Origin of the sequence: Pseudomonas sp. FFUP_PS_473, assembly GCF_002858665.1 — a bacterium.
Lineage (GTDB): Bacteria > Pseudomonadota > Gammaproteobacteria > Pseudomonadales > Pseudomonadaceae > Aquipseudomonas > Aquipseudomonas defluvii.
This window is the reverse complement of the sequence record NZ_PJQQ01000002.1, coordinates 114,990-128,301: the sequence shown is the minus strand read 5'-3', so window position 1 is coordinate 128,301 and position 13,312 is coordinate 114,990. Positions and strand designations below refer to the sequence as shown.

General features: G+C 60.9%; 13 protein-coding genes. 6 read left to right on the top strand and 7 right to left on the bottom strand.

Features of this window, described 5'->3' with window-relative positions:
- Positions 1 to 147 precede the first annotated feature (147 nt).
- The 4 genes from CYD26_RS01930 to lipA all read left to right on the top strand — a co-directional run bounded on the left by CYD26_RS01930 (position 148) and on the right by lipA (position 3,344).
- On the top strand, positions 148 to 1,308 hold the full coding sequence (locus CYD26_RS01930; protein WP_099775906.1) for a D-alanyl-D-alanine carboxypeptidase family protein: 1,161 nt from the start codon (positions 148 to 150) through the stop codon (positions 1,306 to 1,308).
- A gap of 76 nt (positions 1,309 to 1,384) precedes the next feature.
- The gene (locus tag CYD26_RS01925; RefSeq protein ID WP_065760356.1) at positions 1,385 to 1,660 is read left to right on the top strand and encodes a DUF493 domain-containing protein; all 276 of its coding nucleotides are present in this window, start codon (positions 1,385 to 1,387) and stop codon (positions 1,658 to 1,660) included.
- Entirely contained in the window at positions 1,660 to 2,307 is a 648-nt protein-coding gene (gene lipB / locus CYD26_RS01920; protein ID WP_099775905.1) for a lipoyl(octanoyl) transferase LipB, read from the top strand. Before CYD26_RS01925 ends, lipB begins: the two co-directional genes overlap by 1 nt.
- Before the next feature lie 2 nt (positions 2,308 to 2,309).
- A complete protein-coding gene (gene lipA, locus CYD26_RS01915) occupies positions 2,310 to 3,344 on the top strand; it encodes a lipoyl synthase (protein ID WP_099775904.1) in 1,035 nt (344 codons plus the stop codon).
- A gap of 110 nt (positions 3,345 to 3,454) precedes the next feature.
- Here the strand turns inward: lipA and CYD26_RS01910 are convergent, their stop codons facing one another.
- From CYD26_RS01910 to leuS, 5 genes are all read right to left on the bottom strand, one after another.
- On the bottom strand, positions 3,455 to 4,780 hold the full coding sequence (locus tag CYD26_RS01910; protein WP_065760359.1) for a lytic murein transglycosylase: 1,326 nt from the start codon (positions 4,778 to 4,780) through the stop codon (positions 3,455 to 3,457).
- Between the two features lie 60 nt (positions 4,781 to 4,840).
- Positions 4,841 to 5,005 carry an alternative ribosome rescue factor ArfA gene (gene arfA / locus CYD26_RS01905; RefSeq protein WP_065760360.1) on the bottom strand — a complete coding sequence of 55 codons (165 nt, stop codon included), beginning with the start codon at positions 5,003 to 5,005 and terminating at the stop codon, positions 4,841 to 4,843.
- 160 nt (positions 5,006 to 5,165) lie between these two features.
- Positions 5,166 to 6,203 carry a DNA polymerase III subunit delta gene (holA, locus tag CYD26_RS01900; RefSeq protein WP_102051693.1) on the bottom strand — a complete coding sequence of 346 codons (1,038 nt, stop codon included), beginning with the start codon at positions 6,201 to 6,203 and terminating at the stop codon, positions 5,166 to 5,168.
- A 36-nt stretch (positions 6,204 to 6,239) separates the two neighbouring features.
- Positions 6,240 to 6,845 carry an LPS assembly lipoprotein LptE gene (gene lptE, locus CYD26_RS01895; RefSeq protein WP_065760362.1) on the bottom strand — a complete coding sequence of 202 codons (606 nt, stop codon included), beginning with the start codon at positions 6,843 to 6,845 and terminating at the stop codon, positions 6,240 to 6,242.
- A gap of 73 nt (positions 6,846 to 6,918) precedes the next feature.
- The gene (gene leuS, locus CYD26_RS01890) at positions 6,919 to 9,525 is read right to left on the bottom strand and encodes a leucine--tRNA ligase (RefSeq protein ID WP_099775903.1); all 2,607 of its coding nucleotides are present in this window, start codon (positions 9,523 to 9,525) and stop codon (positions 6,919 to 6,921) included.
- 233 nt (positions 9,526 to 9,758) lie between these two features.
- Here leuS and CYD26_RS01885 point away from each other — a divergent pair, with 233 nt between their 5' ends.
- Together CYD26_RS01885 and CYD26_RS01880 are read left to right on the top strand one after the other, a co-directional pair.
- Complete coding sequence (locus tag CYD26_RS01885; RefSeq protein ID WP_099775902.1) at positions 9,759 to 10,073, top strand: hypothetical protein; 315 nt, start codon at positions 9,759 to 9,761, stop codon at positions 10,071 to 10,073.
- A gap of 114 nt (positions 10,074 to 10,187) precedes the next feature.
- Positions 10,188 to 10,949, top strand: coding sequence for a YdcF family protein (locus tag CYD26_RS01880; protein ID WP_099775901.1), 762 nt, complete (start codon positions 10,188 to 10,190; stop codon positions 10,947 to 10,949).
- Here CYD26_RS01880 and lnt read toward each other — a convergent pair.
- Positions 10,946 to 12,463, bottom strand: a complete 1,518-nt coding sequence (gene lnt / locus CYD26_RS01875) for an apolipoprotein N-acyltransferase (protein ID WP_102051692.1) — start codon at positions 12,461 to 12,463, stop codon at positions 10,946 to 10,948. The genes CYD26_RS01880 and lnt overlap by 4 nt on opposite strands.
- An 8-nt stretch (positions 12,464 to 12,471) precedes the next feature.
- Complete coding sequence (locus CYD26_RS01870; protein ID WP_065760367.1) at positions 12,472 to 13,311, bottom strand: HlyC/CorC family transporter; 840 nt, start codon at positions 13,309 to 13,311, stop codon at positions 12,472 to 12,474.
- Position 13,312: the final 1 nt, after the last annotated feature.

Below are 13,312 nucleotides of genomic sequence, written 5' to 3'. Positions count from 1 at the left end.
TTGTGAAATACGCCGGTCGGTGTGCTCAAGTGCGAACGACCGGCGCGGCAAAACAGTCTGTACAATGCCTGTTTTGCTCATCAGGCCACGCGCCTGGAAACGTTTTGCCCTTGCGGGCATGAGCCCATTAGCCATTTCGAGAGACGGATGAACATCACCACCTTTGCCAAACGCCTTTGCCTGCTTGTCCCGCTGATGATCACCCCTGCCGCATTCGCGGCGGAGCAGATGATGCCGTCGCCGCCACAACTGGCAGCCAAGTCCTACGTGCTCATGGAAGCCTCCAGCGGCAACATTCTGGTTGAGAACAATGGCGACGAGCGTCTGCCGCCGGCCAGCCTGACCAAGCTGATGACCGCCTACATCGCGACCCTGGATATCCGTCGCGGGCAGATTGGCGAGAACGATCCTGTGACCGTCAGCGAGAACGCCTGGCGTACCGGTGGTTCGCGCATGTTCATCAAGGTGGGTACCCAGGTCAGCGTCAGCGACCTGCTGCACGGCATCATCATCCAGTCGGGCAACGACGCCAGCGTGGCGCTGGCCGAGCACATCGCGGGCAGCGAAGATGCGTTCGCCGACATGATGAACAAGACGGCTGGCGATCTGGGCATGAGCAACAGCCACTTCATGAACCCGACCGGCCTGCCGCACCCAGAGCATTACTCGTCGGCGCACGACATGGCCCTGCTGGCCCGTGCGATCATCCACGAAGACCCGGCTCACTATGCGATCTACTCGCAGAAAGAGTTCTTCTGGAACAACATCAAGCAGCCGAACCGCAACCTGCTGCTGTGGCGTGACAAGACCGTCGACGGCCTGAAAACCGGCCATACCGACGAAGCCGGCTACTGCATGGTATCCTCGGCTGTACGCGACGGCATGCGCCTGATCGCGGTGGTCTTCGGCACTAACAGCGAGCAGGCTCGTGCAGCCGAAACGCAAAAACTGCTGACCTACGGCTTCCGTTTCTTCGAAACCCAGACCTTCTACCAGAAGGGTACCGAGTTGGCACAGGCGCCGGTCTGGAAGGGCGCCACCAGCCAGGTCAAGGCCGGTTTGGCCGAAGACCTGAGCATGACTTTGCCTAAAGGCCAATTGAAGAAGCTGGCTGCCAGCATGACCATGAACCCGCAGCTGACTGCGCCTATCGCCAAAGGTGACGTAATCGGTAAAGTGGAAGTCAAACTGGATGACAATGTGGTGCATAGCGCCGACCTGATTGCCTTGGACGGCGTGGAAGAGGGTGGTTTCTTCCGTCGTGTGTGGGATAGCATTCGGCTATTCTTCTACGGGTTGTTCAACTGATATCGTGACCTGCACGCCCTCGCCATATTCAGGTGAGGGCGTTGTTGTTGCCACGGCTTACGAGGCCGTTACTGCCATGAGCGTACCTGACGTCAAGTCGCACACTATTGAGTTCCCCTGCCTCGATTACCCGATCAAGGTAATCGGCGATACCGTGGTCAATTTCAAGGACACGGTGATCGAGATCCTGAGCAAATATGCCAAGATCGACCTGCAGACACTGGCCGAGCGCCAGAGCAGCAATGGCAAGTACACCACGGTGCAACTGCACATCGAAGCAACCGGTGAAGATCAACTGCGAGATATCAATAGCGCCCTGCGTGCTACTGGCATCGTGCATATGGTGCTTTGATGCCCGCAAGCCTGGGCTTTCGCGAACTCGGCCTGTTGCCTTATGAACCTGTCTGGCAGGCCATGCGTCGGTTTACCGATACGCGTGGGCCGCAGACCGGCGATGAAGTCTGGCTGGTTGAACACCCTCCGGTGTTCACCCAGGGGCAGGCTGGCAAGGCTGAGCACCTGCTGTTGCCGGGTGATATTCCGGTGGTGCAGGTCGATCGCGGAGGCCAGGTGACCTACCATGGTCCTGGCCAGTTGGTAGCGTATCTGCTGCTGGATGTGCGCCGGTTGGGTTTCGGTGTACGAGATCTGGTAAGCCGCATTGAGCGCTGCCTGATCGATCTGTTGGCAGGCTACGATGTTGAAGCTGCCGCCAAGCCGGACGCCCCGGGTGTCTACGTCGATGGAGCAAAGATCGCTTCCCTCGGCTTGCGAATTCGCAATGGCTGTTCATTCCATGGCCTTGCCTTGAACGTGGACATGGACCTTGCGCCATTCCGTCGTATTAATCCCTGTGGGTATGCGGGGCTGGCAATGACCCAGCTGCGCGACCAGGCAGGCCCGATCGAACTCTCCGAGGTAAGGGCAAGGCTGCGTGCGCAGCTGGTCAAGCACCTCGACTATGCTGAGCAGACGACCCTTACGGGCGGAATCGACTGATTATGACTACTGTTGTGCAAGAACCGCTGGAGAGCAGCGCGCCGAACGTGACCGTTGCGGTGGACGCGTCGGCTGCGCCGGCCCCCCGGGCGAAAGTTGAAGCCGGTGTAAAGTTGCGTGGCGCCGAAAAGGTTGCGCGTATTCCGGTGAAGATCATCCCTACCGAAGAGCTGCCGAAGAAACCTGACTGGATCCGCGTGCGCATCCCGGTTTCGCCGGAAGTCGACCGTATCAAGCAACTGCTGCGCAAGCACAAGCTGCACAGCGTGTGTGAAGAGGCCTCCTGCCCGAACCTGGGTGAGTGCTTCTCGGGTGGCACCGCCACGTTCATGATCATGGGTGATATCTGCACCCGCCGTTGCCCGTTCTGCGACGTGGGTCATGGCCGCCCCAAACCATTGGATGTCGATGAGCCGAAGAACCTCGCGGTTGCCATCGCCGACCTGCGCCTGAAGTACGTGGTCATCACCTCGGTGGACCGTGACGACCTGCGTGACGGTGGTGCTCAGCACTTCGCCGACTGCCTGCGCGAGATCCGTGCGCTGTCTCCAGGCGTGCAGTTGGAGACCCTGGTTCCGGACTACCGTGGTCGTATGGACGTGGCCCTTGCCATCACCGCGCAAGAGCCGCCAGACGTGTTCAACCACAACCTGGAAACCGTACCGCGCCTATACAAGGCTGCGCGTCCGGGGTCTGATTTCGAGTGGTCGCTGGACCTGCTGCAAAAGTTCAAGCAACTGGTACCGCACGTTCCGACCAAGTCCGGCCTGATGCTCGGCCTGGGTGAGACGGACGAGGAAGTCATTGAGGTCATGCAGCGCATGCGCGAGCACGATATCGACATGCTGACCCTCGGCCAGTACCTGCAGCCGTCGCGCAGCCACTTGCCGGTACAGCGCTTTGTTCACCCGGATACCTTCGCCTGGTTCGCCGAGGAAGGTTATCGGATGGGCTTCAAGAACGTTGCGTCCGGCCCGCTGGTGCGTTCGTCCTACCATGCCGATCAGCAGGCTCATGAGGCCAAGATCAAGCTCTGATTCGACATGAACGAAAAATGCCGACGCCCGTCTTCATGAGGGTGTCGGCATTTTTGTGTGCGCTACGGGAAAGTCTGCCGCTGGCAGCCTGAGCCGCCCCGTTGGGCGTGCTAGCGTGCCTGCTGGTTGCGCAGGCTCTCCAGCAGCTTATGGGTCGGGTAACCGTCTGCCGGCCAGCCCAGGGCTTGCTGTGCGCTACGAATTGCCTTGCGGGTATTGGCCCCGATGATGCCGTCGGCGCTGCCGGCGTCGTAGTTGCTGGCACTGAGCAGGTTCTGCAGTTCCATGCGCTCACTACGGCTCAGCGGCAGATCATCTTTTGGCCAGTCACCGCGGATGTAGCCAGACCCATCGAAACGCTGTGCCAGCAGGCTGACGGCCAGGGCGTACGACGATGAGTTGTTGTACTTGAGGATGGCGCGGAAGTTGTCCAGTACCAGGAAGGCCGGGCCGCGAGCGCCGGCAGGCAGCAGCAGGGCTGCAGACAGTTGTTCGCTACCCGCGGGTACTTGCGTTCCAGGGGGAAGTTGCAGGCCCAGTTGCAGCCATTCTGCGACCGTCTTGCGTTGAGAGCCGTCCGCCAGCCAGTAGTCGAAGCCGGGTTTCAGGCCAACTTCAAAACCCCAAGGCTCGCCGCGTTTCCAGCCTGAGCTTTGCAGGTAGTGGGCGGTCGATGCGAGGGCGTCGGCGGTGCTGTTCCAGATGTCACGGCGACCGTCACCGTCGAAGTCTACCGCGTGGGTGTTGTAGGTCGTCGGGATAAACTGGGTCTGGCCCATGGCGCCGGCCCATGAGCCCAGCATGGCCTCGGGCTGGATGTCGCCGTTCTGCAGGATCTGCAGGGCAGCGAGGAGCTGCGCCTGTGCGAAGGCCGGGCGGCGGCCTTCGTAGGCCAGGGTGGCGAGCGAGCGGATCACCGATTTGCTGCCCTGGAACTGGCCAAAGTTACTTTCCATGCCCCAGACGGACACCAGTGTGGTGCGGTCGACGCCATACCGTTGTTCGATGCGTGCCAGCAGCTCGGCGTTCTGGTTGAGCAGGGCCTGGCCTTTGCGAACACGTACAGGCGAGACAGCGCCGTCGAGGTATTCCCAGACGGGGCGTGTGAATTCGGGTTGACTGCGGTCGGCCTTGATCACGCTCATGTCAGGGGTGATATTAAAAAACGCGCGGTCAAAGGTCGCCGGATTGATACCGGCTTGCAGGGCCTGCTGGCGGAAGCCGGCTTGCCATTGAGCGAAGCTCTGCAGGGGTTGCACATCGTCGATCGGATCGGCGCTGGCAGTTGGCTGGGGTGCAGCAGAAGCGGATTGTGTCGGCGCTAGCGGCAGCGCATCGGCGGCGGTCGGCTTCTCCGCGCAGGCGACAAGCAGGATGAGGCTGGAGGCAGCGATCAGTTGGCGGGGTTGCCAACGGCGGGAAAGGCAAAAGGGCATGCACAGGTCCAGTAATTCAAGTCAGGTGTTGACCATACCATGCTTGCCGGATTCCTGCCTTCATGCGGCCAAAAAGTAAGAAGCCTCCCAATCTCTCGATTGGAAGGCTTCGCGGCGGTAGCTGCCTTTGCCCTTGCCTGAGCGTTCCTGGCGGCTACGGAACAGGGGCTGGGCGATGATGGACTTGGCTTTGTTGGGGCCGGGTTTGGCCGGTTTCTTGCTCATTACAGGAGCTCCTGCGATGGGGGTGTTGGCGCGCACTATAGGCCCTTGCATTCGTGTGGGCAATCTTACGGGCTTACCGGCTATCTGCTCGTTGTGGCATGGGTTGTTGCGCGATGCATACATCGCTGGCGGGGGTGGTATCGCCAGGTTTGGCGTGATGCTATTCGGCAGGTAATGTCAGACGTTGGCCGGCCATCAGCAGCGACAGACGTGCCAGGCTGGTCCAGGGAGAGCCCTGTGCCTGCCCCTTGATCTGTGCATCAATGCGTTGGGCATCCTGCAGCAGCTGGCTCCAGCGTTGCGCCGAATGACGTTGCAAGGCTTTGCTCATCAGCGGCCGGCGTTTATCCCAGACCGGCGGTTTGGCCTGGCTGAATGCCTTGTCCAGCGGTACGCCCTGGCTGTACTGCTGGGAAAGGCCAGCCAGCAGGCGCAGTTCCCGGGCCAATGCCCAGAGAATGACCGGTGGCTCAACCCCTTCACCGCGCAAGCCTTCGAGCATGCGCAGGGCATGGGCAGCTTCGCCACTAAGAATGGCGTCGACCAGGCCAAAGACATCGAAGCGGGCACTGTCGGCCACGGCGGCCTGTACCGTTTCGACGGTGATCTGATTGCCATCGGCCAGTAACTTGAGCTTTTCGATTTCCTGAGCGGCGGCGAGCAGGTTGCCCTCCACGCGCGCTGCAATCAGCTCTACTGCATCGCGTTGGGCTGCCAGGCCGGCTTGAGACAGGCGTTGGCTGATCCATTGCGGCAGTTGATTGTTGTCCACCGGCCAGATCTGAATGAACTGGACGTGCTGACCGTCAACCAGCGCCTTGCCCCACTTGGTTTTTTGCGCGCTGCCGTCGAGTTTTGGCAGGCTGATCAGCAGCAGGGTGTCTTCGGCAGGGTTGGAGCAGTACTCAATCAGCGCCGCGGCGCCTTTGTCACCGGGCTTGCCTGAAGGCAGGCGCAGTTCCAGCAGGCGTCGTTGAGCGAACAGCGACAAGCTGGCGCCCGCTTGAAGCAGCGTGCCCCAGTCGAAGTTGGCATCTGCGCTGAACACCTGGCGTTCGTCGAAGCCTTGCTGGCGAGCTGCCGCGCGAATCGCGTCGGCGGCTTCCTGGCACAGCAGCGGGTCATCGCCGCTAACCACGTAGACCGGGGCGAGCGAACCTTGCAGGTGCTTGTTGAGTTGGGCAGGTGTGAGTTTCATCGCGGAGTGCGGGGCACCGAAGTGCCCCGTTCAGGCTCAGTTGGCTGGGATTTCCAGCGGGGATTGCTGCGGCGTTTCGTCCTGGGCGCGACGGGCGGCTTCGAGGGCATCAGCCTCGGCCTTGGCGCGCGCCTCGGCTTCCATTTGCAGGGTTTCAAGTTGGGCCGGGGTGATCAACTGCAAGCGCAGGACCATCTTCTGGACCATCTCGCGGCGCATTTCATCGCGAACCTGGCTGGCTTCCTGGTCGGAGCCCGTAAGGTTGTTGCTGTCATGCACATAGATCTTTTGTACTTCCAGCTTGTCGGCAAGGAGGCTGGTGTTGTTCTGGCCGCGGATCTCGAAGCTCAGGGTGTCGGTGAGTTCATACTCGACCGAGCGAGCAGAGCCTGCATAGCTGGCGGCGCGCTGGGTATTGTCTTCACGGGCCAGGAACAGCTTGTATGGGGCGCCGGCGTGCACGTTCACGCCGCTGCTTTTCAGAACCTGGCGCAGTTGCGTCACAGTATCGCCATAGGCGTCGCGAGCACTGACATCGAGCTCCTTGAGCGCCAGGTCTGTGGTGCCGGTGCCGCGCAGTTGGAAGCCGCAGGCGCTGAGCATTACGGCCAGGCCCATCACCAGCAGGTTGCGTTTGATCATGTTGTTGCTCCCTTGAAACCTTGTAAGCCGATTCTGTGCGGGCGCCCTGAGGTGAGCAGGGCGCCACATTCCATCAGCTGGCGACAATATTGACCAGCTTGCCCGGTACGACGATGACCTTGCGGATGGTCAGGCCTTCAGTGAAACGCAGCACGTTTTCATTGCTGCGGGCCGCGGCTTCAATGTCTTCACGGCTGGCGCCAACCGGCATCTCGATCTGGCCGCGCAGTTTTCCGTTGACCTGGATTACCAGTTGCAGGCTGTCCTGTACCAGCGCGCTTTCATCCACGGCTGGCCAGCCAGCGTCGATGACTGCGCCTTCATGGCCCAACTGCTTCCACAGTTCGTGGCTGATGTGCGGCGTGATCGGTGCCAGCAACAGGGTCACGGTTTCCAGGCCTTCCTGAATCAGTGCGCGGTCTTGTGCCGTGGCTTGCGGTGCCTTCTCCAGCACGTTCATCAGGGTCATTACTTGCGCAATGGCGGTGTTGAACTTGTGGTGCTGGCCCACATCCTGGCTGGCTTGCTTGATGGCCGAGTGGATCGAACGGCGTACGGCTTTCTGGGCATCGTCCAGCGCAGCGACATCCAGGGCGCCAGGCAGCCCTTGCGCGACGTGGCTTTGCGCCAGGCGCCAGACGCGGCGCAGGAAGCGGTTCGAGCCTTCTACGCCGGAGTCGGACCATTCCAGGCTCATATCGGGCGGCGAGGCGAACATCATGAACAGGCGGCAGGTGTCAGCACCGTAGGCTTCGATCATGGCCTGAGGGTCAACGCCGTTGTTCTTCGACTTGGACATCTTCTCGGTGCCGCCGATCTCTACGGGCAGGCCGTCGGTTTTCAGGCGGGCGCCAATGATCTTGGCCTTGGCATCGCGTTCGACTTCAACGTCGGCCGGGTTGAACCAGTCTTTGCCACCGTTGCTGGCAGTGCGGTAGTACGTCTCTGCGACGACCATGCCCTGAGTCAGCAGGTTCTTGAACGGTTCGTTGGAGCTAACCAGGCCTTCGTCACGCATCAGCTTGTGGAAGAAGCGTGCATAGAGCAGGTGAAGAATGGCGTGTTCGATACCGCCGATGTACTGGTCAACCGGCAGCCAGTGGTTGGCAGCCTGTTTGTCGACCATGCCGCCTTCGTAGTTTGGCGAGGCGTAACGCGCGAAGTACCAGGACGACTCGACGAAGGTGTCCATGGTGTCGGTTTCGCGCTTGGCTGCGGCGCCGCATTTCGGGCAGCTGCAGTTGTAGAACTCAGGCATGCGCGCCAGCGGCGATCCCGCACCATCCGGCACCACGTCTTCTGGCAGGACGACCGGCAACTGGTCTTCCGGTACCGGTACGTCGCCGCAGGATGGGCAGTGGATGATCGGGATTGGGCAACCCCAGTAGCGCTGGCGGCTGATACCCCAGTCGCGCAGACGGAACTGGGTGCGCGACTTGCCGAGTTCTTTCTTGATCAGGGCGGCTTCGATGGCATCGAACGCGCCAGCGAAGTCCAGGCCGTCGAATTCAGCAGAATTGATCAGTTGGCCGTGCTCGCCGTAGGCGGCGTCCCACTCGGTGCCAACCACATCACCGGCACGGGTGCGAACCACGGTCTTGACCGGCAGGTTGTACTTGTGTGCGAACTCGAAGTCGCGCTCGTCATGGGCCGGGACAGCCATGACCGCGCCGTCGCCGTAGTGCATCAAGACGTAGTTGGCGACCCACACGGGCAGTTTTTCGCCAGTCAGCGGATGCTCGACGAACAGCGACGTCGGCATGCCTTTCTTTTCCTGGGTGGCAACGTCGGCCTCGGCAACGCTGCCGCTCTTGCACTCGTCGATAAAGGCTTGCAGCGCCGGGTTACCCTGGGCAGCCTGCGTGGCCAGCGGGTGCTCGGCGGCAACGGCGACGTAGGTCGCGCCCATCAGGGTGTCCGGGCGGGTGGTGAAGACTTTCAGTGTACCGTCGTGGCCGATCGAGGCCTTGTCGAACGGGAACTGGACTTCCATGCCGCGTGACTTGCCAATCCAGTTACGTTGCATGGTCTTGACCTGTTCAGGCCAGCCCGGCAGTTCGTCGAGGCTTTCCAGCAACTCGTCGGCGTAATCGGTGATCTTGAAGTAGTACATCGGGATTTCGCGCTTCTCGATCAGCGCGCCCGAACGCCAGCCACGGCCGTCGATGACCTGCTCGTTGGCCAGTACGGTCTGGTCAGCCGGGTCCCAGTTGACGGTGCCGTTCTTGCGATAGATGACGCCTTTTTCGAACAGGCGGGTGAACAGCCACTGCTCCCAGCGGTAGTAGTCCGGCTTGCAGGTGGTGACTTCACGCGACCAGTCGAAGGCCAGGCCCAGGCTCTTGAGCTGGGTCTTCATGTACTCGATGTTTTCGTAGGTCCACTTGGCCGGGGCGACGTTGTTTTTCATCGCCGCGTTTTCGGCCGGCATGCCAAAGGCGTCCCAACCCATCGGCTGCAGGACGTTCTTGCCCTGCATGCGCTGATAGCGGGCGATGACGTCGCCGATGGTGTAGTTGCGCACGTGACCCATGTGTAGCTTGCCGCTTGGGTACGGGAACATCGACAGGCAGTAGAAGGTGTCTTTGCCTGGTTGTTCACTGACTTCAAAAGACTTTTGCTCGTCCCAGAACGACTGGGCGGCGGCTTCAATTTCGCGGGGCTGATAGAGTTCGTGCATGGCTACTTTGCGCTGAGAAATGGGAGACCTTATCCAGGCAGAACCGCTGCGCCCGGCAATTCGGTGTCAATATAATGAACGCAGTAGCATACATGACCCGTCTCTATCGAGGGAAACCCTGATTGCATCCTCAGACTGGCTGCGGGCCGTTGGTCGTGGCGTCTCACTGCTTTTGTGAGTACCGCTAAGCTGATTCTTGGGGGCGGTATTTTTATCTCAAATGAGGTGAACGGATGGGTGAGTCGCCGCTACAAGCACTAGAGCCCGAGCTTTGCGAGCGTTTGATCGACCGGTTGGGGCTGGCACTGGATGTCGCCAGAGCCTCTGTTCGACTGCGCGATGAGATGCCCGCCGAATTGGAACTACGTGGATTGAGCTACGCCGAATTTGAAGTGATCAAGGCTTACCTGGCATCGAACCCAGAGCGCTACAGAGCACATATAGATGCGCTGCAGCAGCCTGAGGTACCTGCCGGCAGAGTGGTCTGGCTTAAAGACAGCGCGCGTTCTTCAGCCACGAAAAAGTTCAGCGCATTGCATTTCAAGTAATCGTACGAGCCCTTCAGGCTGTACGACCGGGCCGTTAAATTTTCCATGATCGGCACCTGGCTATTGTTGTCAGGTGCCGATTTTCTTAGGCTTCGCGCATCCATGGAGGTGCCGATGCCGTTTCGTTATTTCATCAAACAATTGATCATGCCGCCTGGCGTGTTGTTTCTGCTGTTGATCGCGGCATGGTGGTTGCGTAACACCTGGCCTCGTACGGCCTGTGCATGTTTCACGCTGGGCTTGGGCGGGCTGTGGCTGATGAGCTTGCCTGTCATTGTGGAGCAGGCCGCACGCCTGCTGGAGCGCGACCCTGCGCTGGCTTATGGCCAGTGGGAGGGCCTTGCTGAGCGTGCCGATGCCATCGTCGTGCTGGGCGCGGGCCGAGAGCGCGATGACCCCGCCTGGGGCGCCAAGGATCAGCCGAGTGCTGTCGCGCTTGAACGTATGCGCTATGCCGCGCAACTGGCCAAGGCTTCCGGTTTGCCTGTACTCATCAGTGGCGGATTGCACTACGGTACGCCGCCCAGTGAGGCCCAGTTGATGGCCGACGCGCTCGCGCGCGATTTTGGTGTCTCGGTGCGTTGGAAAGAGGAGCGTAGCCGTACGACCTGGGAGAATGCGCAGATGAGCGCAGAGCTGCTGCTGCCAGAGGGCTACAAGCGCGTGGTGTTGGTGACCCAGGCATGGCACATGCAGCGTTCGCGCTGGAGCTTTGAGCGCGTCGGGTTCACTGTGGTGCCAGCGCCAGTAGGCTACATGGGGCGCAATCATGCTCGCCCGTTTGGCGGCTGGATGCCTGAAAACAAATCACTCTGGCAGAGCAGCCAACTGCTTAACGAAGCCGTTGGTCTGCTCGCTTATCGCTTGTTTTACTAGACTGTTCTGGCGATGCGGCCGGCTATCAATGCCCAGCCCAGCAGCAGGGTGCTGAGAATGATCAGCGGCCAGGAGCGCCATTTCAGGTATGGCGTGAGTTTTTGCATCGGAACCACTTCGCCGTAGAGGATGCCGCGCTCAAATTGTGGGATTTGCGCGGTGATCCGGCCGAAGGGGTCGATCAGGCCGGTGACGCCGTTGTTGGTTGCACGGATCATCCAGCGTCCTGCTTCAAGGGCGCGCATTTGTGCCATCTGCAGGTGTTGCAACGGTCCGATCGAGGTGCCGAACCAGGTGTCGTTACTGATGGTGAGCAACAGGTCGCTGCGTGCCGCGAGGCTGGCGGCGAACTCTGGGTACACCACTTCGTAGCAAATGTAGGGCGCGATCTGGTAGCCCTTTGCTTGCAACAGTGTCTGGTCTGAGGGGCCGCGAGCGAAGTCCGACATCGGCAGGTCGAAGAAGGTGATCAGCCCGCGTAGCAGGTCTTGCAGTGGCACGTACTCACCGAAAGGCACCAGTTTCTGTTTCAGGTAGGTGCCGTCGCCTTCACCGGTGACGGTAATGCCGTTGTAGTAGCGCCGTTGGTCATGCACAACCTGGCGGATTGGTACGCCAGTGATCAGCGCCGAGCGTCGGTCGCTGGCAAAGCTGCCCATCATGTCCAGGTAGCCCTGAGCGGACTCCTTGAGCACTGGCACAGCCGTCTCCGGCCAAACGATCAGGTCGACCTGCTTGGACGTGAAGGTCATGTCGCGGTACAGCGCCAACTGGGCGTTCAGCTGGGTCGGATCCCACTTTAGCGACTGCTCGATGTTGCCCTGGATTGCGGCCACCTTCAGTGGCTCGCCCGCCGGGCGGGTCCAGGCGTGGCCTTTGAGTGCCATGCCGATCGCCCACGGGGCCAGCAACACGGCCAGTGCGGCGATCAGGAAGGCTTTGCGCTCACGCAGGCGGTTCAGGTTGCATAGCAGTGCGGCGCTCAGTGCCAGGCTGAAGGAGATCAGCCACATTCCACCCAGTGGGGCCAAGCCGGCCAAGGGGCCGTCAAGCTGGCTGTAGCCTGCGTAGAGCCATGGGAAGCCGGTCAGGAACCAGCCACGGAATGCTTCCTGGGCCAGCCAGAGGGCGGCAAAGGCCAGGGCGTCGGCCAGCGGTGCTTCGTTGCGTCGAATCCAGCGCGCCCAGACCCAGGCAGGCAGGGCGAAGAAAAACGCTATCGCTGCGATGAAGGCAAGCATCAGCAGGCCTGCCAGCAGTGCCGAGGCGCCGCCGTAGGTATGGATGCTCACGTAGATCCAGCTGGTTCCCGCGCCGAACACACCGAAGCCATAACACCAGCCGCGTGCCAGAGCCTGGCGTGGGCCAAGGTCGCGCAGGCCCAGGTAGAACATCGCCAGGGTCACCAGCGCCAGTGGCCAGATGTTGAACGGCGCGAGGGCCAGGGTGGTGATGGCGCCGGCCGCCACGGCCAGCAGGTTACCGGGCCAGCCGGGGCGGGTGATCCAGCGCATGGTTGTCCTTAGCGGGTGATAGGTGTCAGTCGCAGCAAGTGTATCCGGCGGCTGTCGGCGTTGAGAACCCGGAAACGGTAGGGGCCGATTTCGGTTGTCTCGTTACGCTTGGGCAAGTGCCCGAATGCGCTCATCACCAAACCGCCGACGGTGTCGAACTCGTCATTGGAGAACTCGCTGTCGAAGAACTCGTTGAAGTTCTCGATGGGCGTCAAGGCCTTGATCAGGAAGTCGCCGCTAGGCAAGGGCTTGATGTAGCTGTCTTCCTCGACGTCATGCTCATCCTCGATGTCGCCGACGATTTGTTCGAGCACGTCTTCGATGGTTACCAGGCCGGCCACGCCGCCATACTCATCGATCACGATGGCCATGTGGTTGTGGTTGGCACGGAATTCACGCAACAGCACGTTCAGACGCTTGGATTCGGGCACAAAGGTGGCCGGGCGCAGCAGGTCCTTGATGTTGAAGCGGTCGCCATTTTCCTTGAGGATCAGTGGCAACAGGTCCTTGGCGAGCAGTACGCCGAGGACGTCATCGTGGCTCTCGCCCACGACCGGGTAGCGTGAGTGCGCAGCGTCGATCACCGCTGGCAGGAACTCGCGGGGTGTTTGGGTCGCCTTGATGCTGATCATCTGCGAGCGCGGGACCATGATGTCACGCACTTGCAGGTCTGCGACCTGGATTGCGCCTTCCACGATGGTCAGGGCTTCGCTGTCGAGCAGCTTGTTCTGATGGGCTTCGCGCAGCAGTTCCAGGAGTTCCTGGCGGTTTTTCGGCTCATGGGCAAAAGCCTGGGTCAGCTTACCCAGCCAGGACTTTTGCCCATTGCTCGATCGATCTTCGCTCATG